This is a genomic window from Vibrio sp. EJY3 (assembly GCF_000241385.1).
GTDB lineage: Bacteria > Pseudomonadota > Gammaproteobacteria > Enterobacterales > Vibrionaceae > Vibrio > Vibrio natriegens.
The window spans coordinates 356117-377236 of the sequence record NC_016614.1; the positions used below are offsets into that span (position 1 = coordinate 356117).

At 44.7% G+C, this 21120-nt stretch carries 20 protein-coding genes; 8 read left to right on the forward strand and 12 right to left on the reverse strand.

Translation table 11 applies throughout. From position 1 onward, the window contains the following. Window positions 1-41: 41 nt before the first annotated feature. The 7 genes from VEJY3_RS17560 to VEJY3_RS17590 form a co-directional block, all read right to left on the reverse strand. The gene (locus VEJY3_RS17560; RefSeq protein ID WP_014233751.1) at window positions 42-659 is read right to left on the reverse strand and encodes a cob(I)alamin adenolsyltransferase/cobinamide ATP-dependent adenolsyltransferase; all 618 of its coding nucleotides are present in this window, start codon (window positions 657-659) and stop codon (window positions 42-44) included. A gap of 96 nt (window positions 660-755) precedes the next feature. After that, window positions 756-2618, reverse strand: coding sequence for an MFS transporter (locus VEJY3_RS17565; protein WP_014233752.1), 1863 nt, complete (start codon window positions 2616-2618; stop codon window positions 756-758). A gap of 148 nt (window positions 2619-2766) precedes the next feature. Then, on the reverse strand, window positions 2767-3513 hold the full coding sequence (locus VEJY3_RS17570; protein WP_014233753.1) for a helix-turn-helix transcriptional regulator: 747 nt from the start codon (window positions 3511-3513) through the stop codon (window positions 2767-2769). Further along, window positions 3514-4152 (reverse strand): HD domain-containing protein, encoded by a 639-nt coding sequence (locus VEJY3_RS17575; RefSeq protein WP_014233754.1) that lies wholly within the window; start codon window positions 4150-4152, stop codon window positions 3514-3516. A 442-nt stretch (window positions 4153-4594) separates the two neighbouring features. Then, window positions 4595-5941, reverse strand: a complete 1347-nt coding sequence (locus VEJY3_RS17580; RefSeq protein ID WP_014233755.1) for a magnesium transporter — start codon at window positions 5939-5941, stop codon at window positions 4595-4597. Window positions 5942-6072: 131 nt separating this feature from the next. Next, window positions 6073-7395, reverse strand: coding sequence for an AarF/ABC1/UbiB kinase family protein (locus tag VEJY3_RS17585; protein WP_014233756.1), 1323 nt, complete (start codon window positions 7393-7395; stop codon window positions 6073-6075). Between the two features lie 164 nt (window positions 7396-7559). Beyond that, on the reverse strand, window positions 7560-8231 hold the full coding sequence (locus VEJY3_RS17590) for a pyridoxamine 5'-phosphate oxidase family protein (RefSeq protein WP_014233757.1): 672 nt from the start codon (window positions 8229-8231) through the stop codon (window positions 7560-7562). Window positions 8232-8341: 110 nt separating this feature from the next. On the opposite strand from VEJY3_RS17590, the gene VEJY3_RS17595 reads away from it, so the two are divergent. Then, on the forward strand, window positions 8342-9772 hold the full coding sequence (locus tag VEJY3_RS17595; protein ID WP_014233758.1) for a PLP-dependent aminotransferase family protein: 1431 nt from the start codon (window positions 8342-8344) through the stop codon (window positions 9770-9772). A gap of 4 nt (window positions 9773-9776) precedes the next feature. On the opposite strand, the gene yjeH is transcribed toward VEJY3_RS17595, so the two are convergent. Then, the gene (gene yjeH, locus VEJY3_RS17600; RefSeq protein WP_014233759.1) at window positions 9777-11039 is read right to left on the reverse strand and encodes an L-methionine/branched-chain amino acid transporter; all 1263 of its coding nucleotides are present in this window, start codon (window positions 11037-11039) and stop codon (window positions 9777-9779) included. Window positions 11040-11218: 179 nt separating this feature from the next. Here yjeH and VEJY3_RS17605 point away from each other — a divergent pair, with 179 nt between their 5' ends. The 3 genes from VEJY3_RS17605 (at window position 11219) to VEJY3_RS17615 (ending at window position 13339) form a co-directional block, all read left to right on the forward strand. Beyond that, a complete protein-coding gene (locus VEJY3_RS17605) occupies window positions 11219-11674 on the forward strand; it encodes an Lrp/AsnC family transcriptional regulator (protein WP_014233760.1) in 456 nt (151 codons plus the stop codon). Between the two features lie 41 nt (window positions 11675-11715). Continuing rightward, window positions 11716-12630, forward strand: a complete 915-nt coding sequence (locus tag VEJY3_RS17610) for a LysR family transcriptional regulator (protein WP_014233761.1) — start codon at window positions 11716-11718, stop codon at window positions 12628-12630. Window positions 12631-12724: 94 nt separating this feature from the next. After that, complete coding sequence (locus VEJY3_RS17615; RefSeq protein ID WP_014233762.1) at window positions 12725-13339, forward strand: LysE family translocator; 615 nt, start codon at window positions 12725-12727, stop codon at window positions 13337-13339. Window positions 13340-13459: 120 nt separating this feature from the next. Here the strand turns inward: VEJY3_RS17615 and VEJY3_RS17620 are convergent, their stop codons facing one another. Together VEJY3_RS17620 and VEJY3_RS17625 are read right to left on the reverse strand one after the other, a co-directional pair. Then, the gene (locus tag VEJY3_RS17620) at window positions 13460-13681 is read right to left on the reverse strand and encodes a hypothetical protein (RefSeq protein ID WP_014233763.1); all 222 of its coding nucleotides are present in this window, start codon (window positions 13679-13681) and stop codon (window positions 13460-13462) included. A gap of 262 nt (window positions 13682-13943) precedes the next feature. Next, entirely contained in the window at window positions 13944-15377 is a 1434-nt protein-coding gene (locus VEJY3_RS17625; RefSeq protein WP_014233764.1) for a glyceraldehyde-3-phosphate dehydrogenase, read from the reverse strand. A gap of 811 nt (window positions 15378-16188) precedes the next feature. On the opposite strand from VEJY3_RS17625, the gene VEJY3_RS17630 reads away from it, so the two are divergent. After that, on the forward strand, window positions 16189-17172 hold the full coding sequence (locus VEJY3_RS17630; protein WP_014233765.1) for a Gfo/Idh/MocA family protein: 984 nt from the start codon (window positions 16189-16191) through the stop codon (window positions 17170-17172). Between the two features lie 254 nt (window positions 17173-17426). Here VEJY3_RS17630 and VEJY3_RS17635 read toward each other — a convergent pair whose 3' ends face one another. Beyond that, window positions 17427-18764, reverse strand: a complete 1338-nt coding sequence (locus tag VEJY3_RS17635) for an MATE family efflux transporter (RefSeq protein WP_031334665.1) — start codon at window positions 18762-18764, stop codon at window positions 17427-17429. Window positions 18765-18896: 132 nt separating this feature from the next. Then, window positions 18897-19211, reverse strand: coding sequence for a DUF496 family protein (locus VEJY3_RS17640; RefSeq protein WP_014233767.1), 315 nt, complete (start codon window positions 19209-19211; stop codon window positions 18897-18899). A gap of 391 nt (window positions 19212-19602) precedes the next feature. Here VEJY3_RS17640 and VEJY3_RS17645 point away from each other — a divergent pair, with 391 nt between their 5' ends. The 3 genes from VEJY3_RS17645 (at window position 19603) to VEJY3_RS17655 (ending at window position 20922) form a co-directional block, all read left to right on the forward strand. Continuing rightward, window positions 19603-19806: a hypothetical protein gene (locus tag VEJY3_RS17645; protein WP_014233768.1), complete on the forward strand. Its 204-nt coding sequence runs from the start codon at window positions 19603-19605 to the stop codon at window positions 19804-19806. Between the two features lie 157 nt (window positions 19807-19963). Next, a complete protein-coding gene (locus VEJY3_RS17650; RefSeq protein ID WP_014233769.1) occupies window positions 19964-20608 on the forward strand; it encodes a YceH family protein in 645 nt (214 codons plus the stop codon). Beyond that, entirely contained in the window at window positions 20608-20922 is a 315-nt protein-coding gene (locus tag VEJY3_RS17655; protein ID WP_014233770.1) for a GIY-YIG nuclease family protein, read from the forward strand. The genes VEJY3_RS17650 and VEJY3_RS17655 overlap by 1 nt, the downstream gene beginning before the upstream one ends. The last annotated feature ends 198 nt before the right edge of the window (window positions 20923-21120 follow it).

The window sequence follows — 21120 nt, forward strand, 5'->3', positions numbered from 1 at the left end:
ATTTTGGGAAGCAGATTGCGCTTTTATTACATAAAAATGTGCTATCGACGAAAAAAGTCGGTGCGAATAAAGTGATCAATTTGCTCAGGGACAAAGGTGTTGTAGATCAGGCTAGTATGTGTTTGTTTTGCCTCAATATGATCTTGCATGCCTTCCAAACGGGTTTCGTCCACCGTTACCGTGCCGTCTGACATGGTATTATCACCGCGAATAAGCAGAGGACGAGCCCCGATAGGGACCGTGCCAGCGATACTTCCAAGCTTTTGGGGAAAGTCCCAGATGTCGTCGTGTTTGTTTAAACCGTGATGAGGCGAGTTACCTAAAAGTGCGCCCAAGCCAAGGTCTTGGATACGTGAAACAATCGACGCTCCTTTTAAAGGCGAGCCAATGGCGATAACGTGAGAAATCAAACAGGTGGTTGGTTTTCTATTTGCCAAATAACGCTTAATCATCAAGCCACCCAAGCTGTGCCCAACCAGTACATTGGTCGTCAGTGGATTGAGTGCATGGTCAATCGTATCAAACAGTGTATCTTCATTAATCGATACCGTGTTGTAACTTAGCACTTGGGTCTCGTAACCCAATTTACGCAGTTTTTGGCTAAGAGGCTGCATCACCAGCCCGTGCATATAAAGACCATGTAGTATGATGATTTTCATAATATCTCCAATGACGACTCCGCATATTGACCGACTAGCTTTAGGACATCGGTAAGGTCAATCTGCTTTAGGTATCCTACTCTAAATTAGATATAACTACTTCTGATTTATCAGCAATTCCTGAACTTCTTGCTGTAACTTGTGGCGACTGAGCTGACCAGGGCCCAGTACTTGACCAATTTTGACTTCAATTTTGGACCAGAAGCGTTTTGGTCTTTTAGTGAGTGCGTGTCCACCTTTATGGCTGAAAAATGACCCCCACAGTCCTTTCAACGCCATTGGTATCACAGGGACTGGTGAACGCTTGAGGATTTTTTCCACTCCAGGTCGAAACTCGCCGAGTTCACCATCTGAGGTCAAACGGCCTTCGGGGAAAATACAAACGACTTCTTCGTTATGTAATGCCTGCTCGATTTGCTCAAAGGCTTGCTTGTAGGTTTCGGTGCACTTGCGAGGAGAGCAAATTGGAATAACGCCCGCATGACGGAACACGTATTTAAGAACAGGCATTTCACTGATCGATTTATCCATCACAAAACGAACAGGGCGAGTAGAGGTCCCCATCAGAATCAGCGCATCCACATAACTGACATGATTGGCTACGATTAATGCCGCTCCTGTTTCTGGGATATGCTGACGCCCCTCTACAGAAACGCGGTACATACAGTGGCTAAGTAAATAGCTGATAAAACGCTGCGTAAATTCAGGCACTTGGCGATAGACATAAATAGCGACTAAGAAATTACCAACCGCCATGATAGCGAAGAGCTCTACAACGGACAGGGATAACACGCTAAGTACGAATATGGACACTAACGCTGACCCGACCATGAATAAGGCATTCATGATGTTGTTTGCAGCGATTGAACGCGCGCACTCGCCTTGGTTAGAACGAGACTGGATGAACGAGTAGAGCGGAACGATAAACACACCACCACTGACTCCGACGAAGAATAAATCCATCATCACGCGAATGTGTTTAGATTCTGAAATGAAACTTTCGACACTGTAATACTGGGCCGGTGATAGGTTGTATGAGGGTACTGCCCACAATAAATCGAGTCCAAATAACGTTAGTCCCAGAATTCCAAATGGCAGAATTCCGAGCTCAACATGATCAAAAGAGAGCTTTTGACACAACCAAGATCCCGTGGCGATGCCAATAGAAAATAGCGCAAGTAACAAAGATACGACGGTACTATCGGCAAAGAGATGCTCGCGGGCGAAGTTTGGGAATTGTGTAAGATAGGTCGCACCCATAAACCAAAACCAACTTATTGCCAGAATCGACATCCAGATTCCACGCTGTTTTTGTGCGACGTTTAGCGTCTTTTTCAGGCCAGAAATTGGCTCGAACTTTACTTTCTGATTGGAGTGGCTTGGCAACGCAGGAATATTCACGCTACTGATGAAACCCATTATCGAAAGGAACAAAACAAGGCACGAGGCGATAAGTGTGCCGTTTGGCATCGCGAGTAAAAGTCCGGCGGTTAACGTACCAACCAGAATGGATAAAAAGGTCCCCATTTCAACCCAGGCATTACCTTTGACAAGTTCACTGGCTTTTAAGGCTTGAGGCAGTAAAGCGTATTTCACTGGACCGAAGTAGGCGGATTGTGTTCCGGTTAAAAATAACAACACTAACATTAACAGGGCATTTTCAGTCATGATGGCAGTGGCGGCACAGGCCATGATCAGCACTTCGATAAGCTTCAGACGGCGTATCAACTTGGCTTTGTCCATACTATCCGCGACTGCACCAGCATGCGCTGAAAATAAAAAGAAGGGCAGGATAAACAGACCCGCAGCAAGATTGACAAACAGGTTGACGGAAACGGGTAATGAATCAATCAGACTGTAGGTGACCATTAATAAAAGAACATTTTTATAAACGTTGTCATTCAATGCCCCAAGACACTGCGTGACGAAAAATGGGAAAAAGCGTTTAGACAAAAACATGCTGGCTCCATATGCACATCATCAAACTAGATGGATGCACTTTATGTCTTCCCGATAGATAAGCCAGTTGTTTAGATGTAGTAACGTAATGTGTTACCTATAGTGGCTATTTATGTAACTTTACTCACTAAGGTTACCATTTTTATTACTATTGATTCGGAGTGCGTTCCCAAGGTTTAAACAAAGGAAACGTCCAGCGACGCATCGCGATAACCAGAGAGGTACCGTGTTTTTCATCCATCTCTAATGAATTGTCACTCTGACAAGCCTGATAAAATTCATCGATCACTTTTTGTAGCTTCTGCTGAAGCTTCTTGTTGGTCGGTATACTCATCAACCCAGTGGCCATTGCCAGCTTTTCACCTTCTGCAGAAAAGTAACTTTGGAAGAAGGCTTCCTGAACTTGCTGTTGAAAGAAGCGCTGGATTGGGCCACCAATCTGCCAGTTAAACGTCGGGGAGATACGTAAACGGATTTTGTTGCCCGGGAGTAAGTCGATAATCTTAAGCCGATCGAGCTGGGCCAACTTTTGTATTAGCTCTGGTTCATTAAACGTATATTGTTCAATAATTTGCTCAAATTGATAGCCATTCACAACACATATAGCGACCAGCAGTAATGCTTTGTCTTCAACGAGTTGTTTTTCTTGAACCAGAGTGAGTGATTCCAGCCCTTTATTGTGTGAAGCGGCAAGCTTAAACAGCTCGGCCATGTCTAATCCAATCAGTTGGCAGATGCGCTCAAGCCGCTCGAGACTAATGTGATGCCCTTCAGCAAGCAGCCTTTTTACGCTTCCTTCGCTTAACTCTAAATGCTGTGCAACGTCTGCGTAGTGCAAACCAGAGAGTCTCAGCTGACGTTTAAGCTCCTTAATCAGGGCATAACTTTCTGACATTTACTCTGCGACCTCTTCGCGTAATTGACCTAGATAGCTTTGCATAAATGCTTTGCGTCTTTGTGCCTCCTCTCTAGCAGAGTTGGTGTTCATGGTATCGACGATTCTAAATAGCTTGGTCTGAAAATGATCCAGAGTAAATTGTTGATCATCCAGTTCGCGTTCTTCCGCAAACATGTCTTGATGATCATACAGTTTGGCCTCGAACTGAGTACTGACCTGAATGCAGCGTGTCACGCCAATTGCACCCAGAGCATCCAGACGGTCAGCATCCTGCACAATCTTGGCTTCTAATGTGTTGGGACGAATATTAGCGCTGAAACTGTGTGCTTCTATCGCGTGGGCGATATCGTCGTGGAAATGACGCGGGTAGTTGATACTTTCCAAAAATGCGATGGCCTTTTTAGCCGCAATCGCGGAGCTTTGCTTACGGTTAGGGTGATCTTTTGGGTAAGTAAAGCAGTCATGCAAATAGGCAGCGGGCAATACGACTTCCAATTGAGCTCCCTCTTGCTCAGCGAGCTTTTTAGCTGTTTTGGCGACACGCTTTACGTGGCTGAGATCGTGAGCGGCATCAATTTGCATCTCTTGCTGCATGAATTCTAGAAATAGGGGTTCTACTTGGCTTAATGACGTCATGGGTAATACTTCATACTTGGGGGTGAGGAAAGTATGCCCAACCCAATAACGAATTTCCAAACGCGATGAATTTAATGAGACTTATGACCAAATAACGAAAATGTCATTTTGTCCGTTTTATCGGTGTGTGAAACGGTGAAACCAGAGGGTAATTGGATTTAGCGAAGATAGATAAAAAAAGAGCCAACCGCAAACAGTGCGATTGGCTTATATATATGAACAAAGTTGAGTTCACTAACAACGTCAGTTGGCTAGGTGACCCTCGGCTTAAGAAGGGTCACTTTAAACAATGCATCTAGCGTGCCAACTTTTAAAGCCACTAAAAAGCGTGGTTTCTGTGAGTGACGTTGCCTAAACTCCGATAATATTCGCAATTTGCAACTGCGATATGCAATTTTTCTTTATTATGCTAATGATTGATTAATAAATTAGTACTAATTTCCTACAATAGTACTAAGCTAGCGGTGCCTAAAAAGGCAAAAAAGCCAACAACGTCAGTCACGGTAGTCAAAATCACCGACCCCGCAAGTGCTGGGTCTAATTCTAACTTGTCCAAGATTATTGGAATCAACACACCGAACACAGCAGCGGTGATGATATTGACGACGATAGCCAGAGCAATGGTTCCGCCAAGAATCGCGGATTGGAACCATAATCCTGCCAAACCACCAATGATCACTGCCCACGCTATGCCGTTTAGAGAGCCAATACCCAACTCGTTTTTAAGTAGCTTGAAACGGTTTCCGGGCGTGATCTGATTCAGTGCCATCGCGCGAACCATTAGCGTAAGTGTCTGGCTACCCGCAATACCACCCATTGATGCGACAATCGGCATTAATACCGCCAGCGCCACTACTTGGGCGATCACGTCTTCAAATAGCCCAATCGTGACGGAGGCTAATATGGCCGTCATTAAGTTAATCCCTAACCACACGCCGCGTTTCTGGGAGCTTTTAATCACCGGAGCAAATAAGTCGTCGCCTTCATCCATACCGGTACCCGCCATCAAGCGGGCTTCGTAGATTTCACGTTGAGTACTCAGTGCAAATTGCCAGTCAACTTCACCGATCAGTGTTTGATCGGCATCGGTTACTGGTAAAGCGGAAAGGGTACTATGCTCCAGCGCCTCTACCGCTTCAGGTAGCGACATTTTACTGTCGAGGACCGTCACTGCTTCTATCGAAAGGCTTTTCAAGCGTACATCGGAGTCACTACGCAAAATTTCGAAATAGTTAACCGTGCCACGAAACTGCTTATTACGGTTAATCAAATAGACCTGCTGCGGCATGTCGTAGCTGTAACGATCCATCAATTGCTTGGCAGTACCAACCGTGATGTTAAAAGGTAAGGTAACGATTTTTCGATCTGCCCAACGGCCAATCTCTTCATCTTCATAAGCATTGGCTTGATCGTAAAGCTCTAACTCGTCTTTCTCGATTAATGCCAGTGCTTCATTAATGATTTCTTCTGGTAGTGAGTCTGCCCACTCGATCAGAGAAAGGTTGTCTAGCTTGGCGAGTGTCAGTTTAAGTTCGACTTCGGATAGTGCATTGATGATCGAAAAGCGCACGTCAGCACGCATTTCAGTCAGCACATCAATATGTAGTTCTAGCGGTAGCGCTCTCCATAACCGAACACGATCATTGATGGTGAAAGCTTCCAGAATCAGGGCGATGGAACCGGGGTCTAAACCCTCTTCGATTGACGCATTGAGTGTTGCGACTTGATCCGCTTCTTCAGCTTGCCCAATTTGTTGTATGAGAATGGAGAGATCTTGAAACTTGCTCACCGAGCACCCCGATAGTTTGTTCGTTTAAAGAATAGAGATAGTGTTCGAACCTTCACTAATAACAATAGCGAAGAATGGCGTTAAACGTTCGACAAAACTAAAGTACGCGAAAGTAACAGAAAAACAATAGGCTACTCGACTTTGATATTGAGATAAGGCTGTACTAATTTGCGAATGTTCACTTTGGCACCAATTCGTGCCGCCAGCAGATACATCCCCGCTATTTTTCGGTGAAGGAAAATGGCATCCGCTGGTGGCGTGTGCCAGTAATCCTGCTCCATGCTGAGGATCTTACCTGCGTCACGTAACCTCTGAGCAAGGCCGCTGGCTTTAAAGTCATAGTCTTGATCAACTAACATGGGTTCACATGCCATCTTGACCAGTTCCCAAATTGCTTTTCTCTGCTCTGGCAGGATGTCTTGACTGAAAAAGCCAATCTTCTCCAGGGCTTCGTTCAGACTTTGTTCGTCATGGTTAATAACCGCGGAGAACGCCTGACGATATCCAGAACTGAATTTTTCACTGTATTCGCGAGTGGCACCAAAATCTAACAGACCGATTTGCTTGGTTTCTTCAAGATATAAATAGTTGGCAAAGTTTGGGTCGGTCTGAACCATTTTGAAGTCGAATAGCTCGCGGAAAAGCAGTTCGAGCAGGTTTTGCATGACGGCATCACGGGTATTTTGGTCAGCGTTTACGATGGTATCCACTGGGACCCCTTCGATATATTCCATCGCTAATACTGATTGTGAAGAGCTTTCTGGGTGAATTTTTGGCACAACAAAGTGTGGGTGTGCTTTTAGTGCCTCGTAATAACGTATGGCGAACTGTGCTTCACGTAAATAATTGGCTTCGTCGTGAAGCTGTTTTTTCGCTTCTTCTAACAGCCCTTTATAGTCTACAGATTCTGGTATCAGACCCACGACTTTAAGCAGTGTGCCAACGTTGTCGACGTCACTGTTGATGCTTTTGCGAATACCAGGGTATTGGACTTTCACCGCAAGCTTGTCGCCCGCATCACTGTATGCCTGATGCACTTGTCCTATGGAGGCGCTGGCGATCGGCTTGAAGTTGAAAGCAAGAAACTCTGATTTCCAATTCGGACCAAGCGCGTTTTCCATGACGCCGTTTAACTGCTTGGCTGGCATTGGATCGGCATTAGAGCGCAACCTTGAGAGAATATCGGCTAACTCGGGTTCGAGGATATCACCCGCATCCATCGACAACATTTGTCCGAGTTTCATCGCGGCACCGCGTAAATGAGCAAGCTGATCGGTCAGTCTGGTGATGTTTTGAGGCGTCAACAGGAGGTCTTTCGCTTTAGGTTTGTTGCCCTTGGCGAGTTGTTTAGTACCTTCAGCAAGCACATTTCCGGCGACTCTTGTAGCAAGAGAAGCAAATTTACCGAATCTGGAGATGCGATGCGTAGGTAAGTTTTTTTCCTTGTCTGACATTGAGAGCCTCCCGTTTTCTACATCCCAACCACTAAAGAATAGCGCTTTCAGTTTTAACCTTTTGTTATACGGGAAAACAGTGTTATTGGATACATTTGAAAACAAAACCGCTGGTGGTGCCAGCGGTTGAGGGGAGCTGTTTAGATAAGCAATATGCTTATTGCTTAGTTTTCGGTTTCAGAACTATGCCAACGATTTGAATACGCACTGCTGTAATCCGGCGTAGTAATTTCCTCGTACAGATCTGGGCTGGTTTCCAGAGGGCCAACGACAGTTCGGTAAGGCAGTACGCCAGCCCAAACCGGAATATCCATATCCTCAGCATCATCATTCACCCCAAAATTACTTATTTTCACAGACGCTTCTTTAAGTGAGATACGCAGCAGCATGGTTGCGCTCAGCTCTTTTTCATTGCTCAGCCTGATCTGTTCGGTTCTGCCTGGTGCGATTTGCTCAATGAAATGGTTCAACAAATCATTTTTTTCTTGGTTATCTGTCACGATTTCAAATTGGCCAAATACAACGGCACTGCGGTAGTGCGCACTATGGTGAAACGCAGAGCGAGCCAGTACCCATCCATCGAACAGTGTAAAAGTGAGACAGGTTTGATCGCCTTGTTTGAGTGTACGTAGCAGCCTGCTGTTGTTCGCGCCATGAATATAGACAAACTCTCCCACACGCCAGGCCAGCATCGGAATCACCACCGGCCCAGACTCATTGGTGATCGCGATATGGGCAATCAAACTCTCATCGATAATCGCATGCAGTTTTTCAACTTCGGAGACCGCTTTATGTGTGCCTTTCTTTATTTGTGTTCTTTTCGTACTTGATAACATTACTGCTCTCCTTGGCGTCATCCCATAGTTGGGACCTCAATCTTTTTTTATCAGTGTCGAGTTGCAATGTACCGTCTAACTGGTAGTTTAAAGAGAGCCAGTTTTAAACAATGGATGGATCCGGTTTGTCTTTGATTGATGTGGGTGATTTATGTGTAAGTTCAGCCAATGGAACGCTGCAGCAATCGGTGTTTTTTGCGATTCGGGAAAAGATCGTCAAAGGTCTTTGGCCTAAAAATGGAAAGTTGCCTTCCACACGTAAACTATCTCAAGAACTCAGTCTGAGCAGAAATACGGTTATATCGGCATACGAACAATTAGTTGCGGAAGGGTATCTGATTAGCCAGCAGGGCTCAGGATTTTATGTCGCAGTAGAATTACCCGAACAGTATTTGCCGGAAAAGGTGTCGGTTAAGTCCGCCAAAGCTCCTTTAATAAAATATGACATTAACGCGCCATTTGCCCCTGGAGTTCCGGACTTGGCCGCGTTTCCTAGCGCACGATGGCAGAAGTATCTGAATCGTCATCTGACGCGGACGTCTTTGCTTGGTAATCAACATATCCAAGGAAGCTGGTCACTTCGTTGTGCTTTATCGGCTTATTTAGCTTCAAGCCGTTCGGTTAATTGTACCCCTGAACGAATCATCATTACTTCTGGAGCTCAACAAGCGCTGAGTATTGCAACAATGGCAACTCTGAATCGAGGCGACAAGGTATTGATGGAGCAACCTGGCTACGCTCAAATGCGCAAGTTAATTCAGTTTCAGCAGTATCAATTTGAACCGCTGTTGGTGAAGGAAAAGTATGGATTCGATATTGATGTGGTAACGAGCAGTGATGCGGATGCTCTCTACATCACACCAAGTAATCAGTACCCAATGGGCACCACTTTGAATACCGAACAGAGAGGGAAGATCATCGATTGGGCTGTTCAGAATTCGTCCTGGATTTTAGAAGACGACTACGACAGTGAATTTCAGTTCGCCCATCGTCCGTATACCAGTCTACAAGGGTTAGCCGCACAAATGGGTAGGGATGATCGCGTTCTCTACGTTGGCTCTTTCAGCAAAGTTATGTTTAACGGTTTAAGGCTCGGATATCTTGTGGTTCCAGAAGCGCTGGTAGATAAATGCTTGATGGTGAAAGATGCGTTAAGTGGCGATTCTCCCAGCCACGTACAAGAGGCAATGGCTGATTTTATTGCTGAAGGGAGTTTGCTGCGCCATATCCGGAAAATGCGACGGGTTTACAAAGCGAAACATGAGCAGATGTGCCTTTCAATCCAAGCGCATTTGGGAACAAAAGTGAGTGTAATAAGCCAGGCTGCCGGACTGCATATAACATTAAAATGGCGAACGGGCATTGATGAACTGACATGGACGAAACGTGCTGAAAATGACGGCATCGTATTACGTCCATTAAGTTACTACGAGCACCCAAGTTACCAAGACCGTGATTGGAATGGCGTGGTGCTCGGTTATGGCAACGTGGCTTTAAAAGAAATTGATCCGCTTGTACAACGTTTGTCTGAGCTGTTTTAAGGGGTTATTCAATCACTTTTGATTCGCGTTTTGATCTTAATTGCTTCCATGGCAATGACAGCAGGACAAAAATCGTTAGCGCATACAGCATGGACCAACCTAAGCAGATAAAGACGCCAGTGCAAAGAATCAGAGAAATTCCAGCCAGAGCTTTACCAACGCCTTGCAGCAGTTTGTATGCCGCGAGCATAGCAAGCAGATAAACCAACACAAAAATGCTGTTCGCGAGTTTAAGGAAAAACTCTAAATCAAGTTGAGATAGTGTACCTGCCACACAGGACACAAACAGGATGAAGCCAACCAGCAATGTTGCAGAGGAAGGAACACCCCGATGCGAGACTTTCGCCAGTTTGCTGTCTGGACGATACTCACGAGCTTGACTCCAGACCATTCGGGACAAGCTTTGAGTGTATAAATTGACACTGGCAAAACAAGCAGAAAAGCCGATCACGCTGATGATCCACTTGGCACTGTCTCCCAGTAGCTGCGCACTTAGCCAAGGTATGGAGGCATTATCAAACTGAGGGGTGCCATAAGCGCCAAACTTTAATATCACAACCGAACATGCCCAATAGGTTGCGCCAGCAACGAAACATCCGACAATAATCGCGATAGGAAAGTCGCGTTGTGGGTTCTTAAACTCTTCTCCCATGTGTGCAAATGCTTCTATGCCGACAAAACACCAAAACATCACAGCAAGCGCTGAAGTAATTGGCCAAATCGAGTCGGTTGTGACGGCAGGCATGGTTAGATCAACACTGCTGATTTCTCCTTTCCATAGAAATGCACCAACCAGCGCGAATACACTCAGTGCGATCACTGTTTGCAAACGCCCTGATGACTTTGTTCCTAGCAAGTTAACCAATATCAGCAGGGCGATGGTGAGTACTTGAGCGAATAAGTCATTGTTTAGTGGCTCGGGCAGAAGTTGTTTGAGAAAACCCGCGGCAAGCGCGATAGCGGCTGGGATCCCCACCGGGATCACACTGACAAACAGCCAGGCAACGCTACTTTCTAATTTTGCATTAAACGCTTTTCGGACAAAGAAAGCGGTGCCGCCAGCGTTGGGATATCGCTTACCTAATTGAGCAAACGTCAGAGCAATCGGGCAAATTGCCGCGAACAGTAATATCCATGCCCAGAGTGAAAAATGCCCTGCAATACCTGCCGCAATCGCCGGTATCATAAATAGACCTGTGCCCATCAATGTGGTGGAAAGTTGGGCGATGCCGGATATAAGTGAGATGTCTTTTTTGAGCTGTTCCATGCTGGTCTCTGACGGTGTCGAACTAAGGGAAGTCTAAGAATAAATGAGTTCTCAAATACAAAATGCGTTACTGCACCGCCAATATGACGGTTGTTTCAAATAATTCCAACAAAATGTTGGTTTCTTATGCATTTAAAATCGTTATAAAATGAAGAAAATAAGGAAGAAGCGGTAAGTTTATGGACAAGTTTGATCACAAGATCATTGATATCCTCCGGCACAATGCTCGGCTGTCAGTCACTGAAATCGCAGAAAAAGTGAACCTCTCTCGCTCGGCGGTGACGGCTCGAATTCGTAAGCTCGAAAATGACAAAGTTATCTTGGGTTATCATGCAGAAATCGCCTCTAATGAAGGGGATTCAATCTGCGCTTATTTTGCTCTGAAGTTCGATACTTCCACCTCAACGTACTACTGCGAATCTTACGCAAATGAGTTATATAAAATTGATGGCGTGAAATGGTGTCATGCCATTAGCGGAGAAACCGATATGATGGTCTTTGTCGAGGTTCCCAACATGAACCGACTGAATGAGGTCAGAGACCAAATTCAACGCTTTCCCGAGCTTCGCCATCTCATGACTCATACTGTATTAACCGAGTTTTTTAATACCACTGGGAATAAGTTCGTTAAGTGATCGGCAAAGCCAGACGTAAGTACCATTCAATCGGATAAACAATGCTAAACCACATCAATTTAAACTTGCTGAGATCCTTACATGTTTTGCTCGAAGAGTGTCATGTAAGCCGCACTGCCCAGCGACTGAACATCACGCAGTCTGCGGTGAGTCGTCAGTTGGCTCAACTCCGCGAGCTGTGTGGTGATCCACTTCTTATTCGCCAGGGTAATCAGCTGATTCCTACACCAAGAGCGATAGCGCTAAAAGAAAAACTGGATGCGTTACTTGCGGAATTTGACCATCTTTTGGATGACAAGCCATTTGAGCCCAAAGACTGGCAGGGAGAACTCGTGATTGCGTCGAGTGATTACGTTGCCCAATATGTTCTACCGGATATAGCGTCGCACCTCAGTGAGTTCGCGCCACAACTTGATATGGCTTATCGGCTTTGGCAGCCAGACTTTCTGGACAAACTGCATGAGCTCGGCATTCACATCGCTTCTTCTATGTACCCCTCCAAACCAGAAGGCGTATCGAGCATCAATATCGGCTCGGATAATTCGGTTTGTCTGATGAAAGATTCTCATCCGCTGGCTAAGTGTAAAAGTATCAGCGCGAAGCAACTCGTCAGCTATTCGCACATTAAGGTGACGGGAGGTGGTGACAAGGACTCCAGTGCTGATCTGGCGTTAAAAGAGATGGGTCTGGAGCGTCATATCGCATTTAAAGTGCCTTTCTTCTCTGCAGCCGTAAACAGACTGGTAACGAGTGACAACCTTATGGTCGTGCCGGAACATATTGCGCTGAACCTTGCCAAGCATTGGCGTTTAGTCAATAAGCCACTGCCTTTTGCAACCCAGACACATGAATATTGGTTGATGTGGCATCCAAAATACGACACCGATCCTGCCCATCGTTGGGTTAGAGAACAAATTCGGACAGTGATGAAGCTATCGGAATACTCTATTCATTAAGTTATGATTTCAAGTCATGACCTTTATGAAAAACTTTGATTTCTATTTATATCCCTTCACTTGATAGATTGATATCAAATGAGGAGAGGATTTTATGACACTAACAGTTTGGCTATCACTTTTTACCGTATGTTTGTTGGGCGCTATGTCTCCAGGGCCTAGTTTGGCTATTGTCGCTAAACACGCTTTGGCTGGTGGCCGTCTTAATGGATTGGCGACAGCGTGGGCACACGCATTTGGTATCGGGATATATGCATTTATTACTCTGATCGGCTTGGCAGTAGTTTTACAGCAAAGCCCGCTACTGTTTAAAGCGATCAGCTTGGCGGGGGCAGCGTACTTGGCCTATTTGGGGTTTAATGCTCTGCGTTCGAAAGGCGGTGTAGCGGCTAAGCTTGAATCTGGGCAGGAAACCACCGTTGCTCAGTCGGCAAGAGAAGGCTTTTTTATTTCTATTCTCAGTCCTAAAATTGCACTGTTCTTTATCGCCTTATTTAGCCAGTTCGTTGCTTTGGGTAATGATCTGAGTAATCAAATGATCATTGTTGCTACGCCGTTTATCGTTGACGGTTTGTGGTACACGTTCATTACTATCGTACTCTCCAGCTCGCGAGTGGTTGATCGTATTCGCTCAAAAGCGGTGTTGATCGATCGTTTGTCTGGCGTCGTGCTTATGTTGTTGGCTCTGCGCGTGATTGTAACGATATAAATTTGATTTCCAGAACATAAAAAAGCACCCAGCTTGTTCAAGGCTGGGTGTAAGCAAGGAGTTTCTCAGGAGCTTTGTTAGCTTTTGGGGACGAGGGGGTTGAGAAACACTTTAATTCTCTTATCTGCGAACTTCTTCAAATTCGCCTTCTATCGCGTCTGCTTTTCCAGTATTAAATTCATATTCTTGCTGCATCTCTTTCTGCATGTACTTGACGCGCTTCTCAATACGTTTTCCGGTAATCAGTGCCGCGATGGTCAATGGGATCGCCATGATGAGGCTAAATACTAAAGCAAAAAGGCCTGTAATCAGTGCCAGTGCTGTAACGATGATCCGATTCATAAACTTGACCTCTCTATTCGTCTATGTGTTCAGATTACCCCTGTGAATATGAACGAAACATGAACAATCAGGCTCACTATGTCTGAGGAATGTCAAAGTCTGAAGAAAGTTAAATCGTATGAATAAAAAACGCCTGAGGGGAAGCTCAGGCGTATAAATGGGGAGTTAAGTTTAGTAGTGCGCTTTCGCGCTTATTATAAAGAACAAATGTTGAGGTATAGTTCGCTACACCATGTGGTTAACGTTGTGGAGCAATGTTCACCTATCGAGGGAATGTTTGGTAACGAACACCCATCATTTGTTCCATACAGTGCACAACTTGGCAGCTGTAACCGAATTCGTTGTCGTACCAGATGTACAGTACACAACGCTTGTCTTGTGCGATAGTCGCTTGACCATCAACTACGCCAGGGTGACGAGAACCAACTAAGTCTGTTGAAACGATTTCAGTTGAGTCTGTGTAGTCAATCTGTGCTGATAGCTCAGAGTTCAGAGCCATTTCACGTAGGTAGTCGTTCAGTGAATCACGATCCACGTCTTCACCCAGGTTTAGGTTTGCAACTGCCATTGAAACGTTTGGCGTAGGTACGCGAATCGCGTTACCTGTTAGTTTTCCAGCCAGTTCAGGCAGTGCTTTTGCTACTGCTTTTGCTGCGCCAGTTGAAGTCAGAACCATGTTCAGAGATGCACTACGTCCACGGCGATCGCCTGAGTGGAAGTTATCGATCAGGTTTTGGTCGTTAGTGTAAGAGTGAACCGTTTCGATGTGGCCTGAAAGTACACCGTACTTATCGTTCAACGCTTTCAGTACTGGTGTAATCGCGTTTGTTGTACAGCTTGCTGCTGAGATGATGGTGTCTTCTTCTTGAATCACAGATTCGTTTACACCAAATACAACGTTCTTGATATCGCCTTTACCTGGTGCAGTCAGAAGTACTTTCTGTGCGCCGTTACATGCTAGGTGCTGGCTTAGACCTTCTGCATCACGCCAAACGCCTGTGTTGTCTACAACAAGTGCGTTGTTAATGCCGTAAGCGGTGTAGTCAACTTCGCTTGGGTTGTTTGCGTAGATGATTTGAATGAAGTTACCGTTCACAATCAGTGCTTTACGCTCTTCATCAATGATGATGCTACCATTGAATTGACCGTGTACCGAGTCACGACGAAGTAGGCTAGCACGCTTCTCTAAGTCGCCTTTTTTACCACCACGTACAACGATTGCACGAAGTCTTAGTGGGTAACCTGGGCCACTCTTTTCAATAAGAAGACGAGTTAATAGACGCCCGATGCGACCAAAACCGTAAAGAACCACGTCGCGAGCTTTCAGAGAAGAATCTGCATCACGAGCACCTTGAAGTGCTGTTTGTAGGAAATCACTTAGTGAAGAAGTGTCTTCGTGCTCATTCCAATACTTAGTTGCCAGATGACCAATATCAACGCGGCTAGACGAAATGCTCATTTCACATAGTGCTTCAATGATAGGCATTGTTTGCTCTAGAGAAAGAGGGCTCCCAGTGTATCTTCTTGCTACGCGGTGAGTTTTGAGAATGTCGATAGTTGTGGCGTTGATAAGCGTCTTACCGAACAGAACCACTTCGATTCCTTTTTCACGATACAGCTTACCGATTAGAGGGGAGATAGATTCAGCAATCGTTTGGCTAGTTTGCCAGTCTTGGAGATATTTCTCTGGACTCATTGTTGTATTGGACCTTTCACGTTTTGGGGGCTAACCATACTCGCCGCTAGTACCTCTACGGTAGAGCGTAGGAGTCTGGTGGTAATGTAATCGGGTTGTAATAATTATGGGGCGGATTCTACGGCTGAAGGGCTTATTCTGCTAGGAAAAATAAACCTAGTGGAAATCACTGTTTTATGGCTTATCTGTGGAGGATTAATGTGACTAAGGCGTCGTATTTAAGGTGTTGACATTTTTAAAAATGCAAACTTATTTTGCGATGATAATGCTTACTATCATGGGTTTTGATTGAAATGTAAGATCTTATTTACATAAATATGTGATGTGAATCGATAACGCAACTCTGGAGGTAAACATAAAAGTCTTAATTATGTTCTTTATCAACTGAGACTAATGGATGGGATGAAATGTGCTTCTGAGGTTCAGATTTAATATCAAAAATTTGCATCAAATCACAATATGAACTGGGATTTATAGCGCTAAAAATACCATTAACCATATAAAGATTAGGTTTATTGTTCACGGGAAGAGCAAAATCAGAATGATCATTCGAGCTAGCGAGCCACAAAACGGGTTCAAATTACCAGCCCTGGGAGGAGAGGTTGTTGAGGTTTATCAATAAATCGACGATTAGCTGCGATAAATTCTATATCTTAAGTGACGCTGTCACAATTATAAGTCATAAATTGTGGAACACGTAGAGCAGCGATTCTTTCGCTATCAGGCGTTGTTTAATCAGATAAACCTTGTTTAAATCGATTAGATAAGCTGAAGTCACTTGGCGTTACGATCAAAATTAGAAGGAAATGACATGTTTAATTTCGCGATTATTGGGACGAACTGGATATCTCAACAATTTGTTGAAGCAGCGATACAAACGGGGGAGTTTCGTCTCAAAGCCGTATATTCGAGAGAGTTTGACAAGGCGCGTTCATTTGGTGCGCCATACCATGCGGAGAATTTCTACGACAGTTTAGACGCTTTGGGCAATGATCCGGATATTGATGCGGTTTACATTGCTAGTCCAAACTCGCTTCATGCACCTCAAGCGCTGCAAATGCTAAAAGCGGGTAAGCATGTCATTTGTGAAAAGCCGATGGCCTCAAATTACGCCCTTGCACAAGAAATGTTTAAGTGCGCTGAAGAAAATGAAGTCGTGCTTTTTGAGGCATTCATGTCGCCTTATACTCCCAACTTTACTGTGTTGAAAGAAAGCCTGCCTACCATAGCTCCGTTAAGACACGCTACGATCAGTTATTGCCAGTATTCCTCTCGCTATCAAAAGTATTTAAACGGCGAGAACCCGAATACGTTCAATCCGGATTTTTCCAATGGTTCGATTATGGATATCGGCTATTACTGTCTGGGGTCGGCAATTGAGTTGTTTGGCGAGCCAAATCAGGTTCAGGCAAGTGCGGTTGTCTTGCCATCCGGTGTGGATGGATGCGGGAGTGTGACCCTTGCCTACGACGATTTTAACGTCAATCTTCTGCATTCAAAAGTAAGCGACTCGCTTATTCCAAGTGAATTTCAGGGTGAGCAAGGTAGCGTCCTAGTCGATATGATCTCCACGGGTCGTGGCGTCGAACGCATTCTTCGTGGTAAAGAGAAAGAAGTACTGACCCTGCCACAAACCGAAAACCACATGTTTTACGAAGCTAAAGCTTTTGCCGAGCAACTAAAGTTAGGTGTGATTGATGAGAGCACCAAACAACGTTCATTGACGGTAGCAAAAGTCCTGACTGAAGTCAGAAGACAAACTGGCGTTGTTTTTCCAGCGGACAAAACGGCTTGATGTATTATACCAATCGTAGTAAATAACTGGTCATTCTAGCTTGTTAAAATACTCGATAACCGTGTTGAAATTTTTGATTGTAGAATAACTGCTTATCGAAAAATTTCGCCTTGTTCTCAAGCATTTTTCCTACGCTATTTCTGAACACTTACTTACTGTGATTGGTATTAGAAGGTTGTATTTAACTCAACGAATGAAGCCCTCAATATAGAGGGCTTCATTATTGTGATATCTGATCATATTGGGTTATCGACTTAGTACGCTTTATGCCTTTCGGACAGCGATGCGATAGTGCGACGATAAGTGAGATAAGCAGCGATGCCTGCGCAGATATTACCCAGACAAGCACCAAGCAGAAGACCTCTGATTCCACCAAGCTGAGAACCAACCCATAAACATGGCAGGAAAAAGACGAACAGACGTAACGCCGAAACGGTTAGCGCCGTGTATGACTTACCTAATGCATTACAGATAGAAACCATAAGCATACATACGCCCAGAGAGCCTAAGCTAATCGGGACGATCATCAAATGCATTTCTAACACTTGCTCAACTTGAATATCGCTGGTCATTAATAATGCCAGAGGATTCGCGACAGCAAAGGTAATAACGGCAATTAAGAGCTGGAAGATCAGAACAAACTTAACCGCAATACTCACCAGCGATTGAATGTCATCATAGTTTTTTGCGCCAAGCAATCGCCCGACCATTGGCGGTAGAGACATAGTTAATGCGAGTACAGAGACAATGGCGAAAAACTCAAAACGCGATCCCAGCGCCCATGCCGCGACGGCAGCCGTACCAAATCCTGCCAGTAGCTTAGTTGCGAGCATGGAAGACAAAGGGGGTAAGAGTTGGCTTATCATCGCAGGCCCCATGATATTGCCGATGGAACGGACACTCTTAACTACGTTTAGATCTTGCCATTGCGTTGTGGCCCAATGGCTCTTTTTGACTCGTGGAGCCACGACCAAAATACCAAAACTGAACGCAACAATTGTCGCAAGCGCTGCGCCATTAATGCCGAGATCGAAGGTAAATATGAAGATCGGATCGAGAACTAGGTTCACACCGCTAGTGATCATCATCATGGTGCCTGGCAACATGGTATTGCCGTGAGCTCGACAGATGCTGTAGTAAAAGTAGAGGAGGGCACCAGTCCAGGAGCTCAGTAACCACCATGGCCAGTAACTATCGATGATAGGCATAACCGTATCCGGTGCGCTGAGCATGGATAATATCGGGTAACGAAGCAACCAAATTAACACACTGATTATCGCAACTCCTACCGAGCCAATCATTAGAACTAAACCGCCAAGCTGTTTAGCATAGCGTGTTTCATTGGCTCCTAGTGCTTTGGATATGACCGCGGTTGTCGCGATGCCTAAGCCAACCTGAATACCGATCACGACCATTTGCAGTGGCAGTGTGAACCCTTGTACCGCCAAAGGTAAGACGCCAAGTTGGCCGATAAAAGCACTGTCCACAAGCTGAAAACTCATCAGTGATAAAACACCAAAGAGCATGGGCCATGTCATCGAGAACAATTGCTTGGCTAATGTAGGTTGAGGACTGATCGTAGTTGAGGACATAGAAAGCTTATTCAGTTATTAGGTTTGGGATAACGTTGGTGCAATTGTACACACCACTTTGATCCGTGACAAAAACAAACCCCGAGCAAGTTGTCTTACTCGGGGTTCAAATTATAACAGAACTATTGGTATTTATTTCTTGCCGCTAGTTTGCTTGTCTTCTTCCGTCAGTTCACGAATGCGACGGCTGATGTCACGACGTGCTTTAGAGATTTCTGCGCTCTTGATGATGTGGTCATCAACACGATCTTCGTAATCTGCTTTCATGTTTTTGATGATCGCTAAGATGTCGTCGTGAGTCATCTCTGGCTTGATGTAGTCTAGAAGGTTTTCTAGCAGGTCTACACGTTTGCGGTTATCACGAACTTTTTTCTCGTTATCAAGAAGCTCTCGTTTCAATTTATTCTTGCGACGAGCTTGGTTAACGATTTCAAATACGCTACTCATAGTTCCCTTTCCTAATTTGTGAATATCTTTCTCGATTAAAGCACAACATCCCGTAGCATAACAGTCTTTAGATCAATCACGACGATGAGTTGAACACTTCTCGACCAATCATTGTGTGACTTGCCTTACAACAAGAAACCATCTCAGTTTTATGCCTGTTGAGCCTGATTTGGCGCACCTCAGACCAATGGTGATTTCACGCTTGAAATGATTCATGCATTGCAATTCTCGTGTTTGAATTGGCAGCCGTCGCGAAACAAAACGTGTCTTTGTGCGACTTAGTTTGGATAAATATGTGTTTGATACGGGGTTTGAGTAAATCGATGCGTTGTCATGATTGAGCCTTCACTATATTATCAGCATCATTAAATACAAAATGATGACACTTGATATGGACTCTCGTAACACTGCGGAGCAAGTCGACAGTCAAGATAGTGAACAAGTCACGAGTTCTTTGGCTGAGAAGTTAAAAACAGCATACATCAATGCACGCGATCAACTTGAACTTACAGAAGTTGAACTCAATCGTTCGAAAATAATGATGATTGATGAAGATGGTAATCTGAGAAAAGTACCTATTCTCTCCGAGCACTAAGTCCTATCCCGATTCACGAAAGGGGTCAGGTCTTAGTCTATGCTTTAGCCTGACTACCTTATATTCAAGCGCTTTCTAACATGTTCAGGTTTCAGCCTGACCCTCTAGAGCGGCTTGAGTATAAAATTCAAATGCAAAAAATAATAAGGAATGCATTATGAAAGTTGAGCTAACGGCAATAGAAGCACGAGTAATTGGTTGCCTAATCGAGAAAGAAGTGACGACTCCCGATCTTTATCCCCTTAGTCTGAATGCACTTACCAACGCATGTAATCAAAAAAGCAATCGTGAGCCAGTCATGTCGTTGTCCGAGTCTGATGTATTAGATGCGGTAGATGCGCTGATTGAACGTCGACTAGTCAGTGACGAAAGTGCTTTTAATAGCCGAGTGAGCAAATATCAGCACCGTTTTTGCAATACAGAGTTTGGCGACCTGAAACTGACTGAGCAAGAAAAAGGCATTGTATGCTGCATGCTGTTGCGCGGGGCTCAGACGCCAGGTGAGATTCGCACCCGAACTAACCGCCTGACGACGTTTCGCGATGTCAAAGAGGTGGAAAACGTTCTGGAACACTTAGCGAGCGAAGAAAAAGGTCCATTAGTCGTAAAACTGCCACGAGAGGCTGGTAAGCGTGAATCTCGCTACATGCATTTATTCTGCGGTGAAGTGGATGTCTCTGCTATCGAGACAACAGCGACTGTGTCACCGAGCTCAGATCGTGTTAGTCAGCTTGAACAAGAAGTGGCAATGCTTAGAGAAGAACTCGAAGCTTTGAAAGCTCAGGTAGAATCTCTGCTTTGATGAGTGATTGTGTAGAACAAGTTTGGAGTGTTTATCTGATACGAAATAACCGGAATGCACTCTATTGTGGTGTAACCAACAATATTGAACGCCGGTTTAAACAGCATCAAGATGGCAAAGGCGCTAAGGCACTAAAAGGTAAAGGGCCATTAGTTCTGGAATGGACCATGAAATTTGATTCCAAGAGTCTGGCGATGAAAGCTGAGTATTTTATTAAGCAGCTAGCTAAAACGAAAAAAGAACTATTAGTTGAGTCAAAAGCGTCTCTTGGCCTAGATGAACACCACAGCTTGATATTTACCGTTCGTCGTTAAACGCCGATAAATGGTCGAATAAACGCATGACACCGACTTACGAAGAGCCGCTGATTTCTATAAGGCGGCTTCTTTTTATCTAAAAGATGCGTTCATAATGTTATGAAATATAATGCAATATTCGTTTGTTATGTAAGACTCATCTGACGCATAATGCATAACGAAGAAAATGTTATTGAAACCAGTACTTAGTGGAAG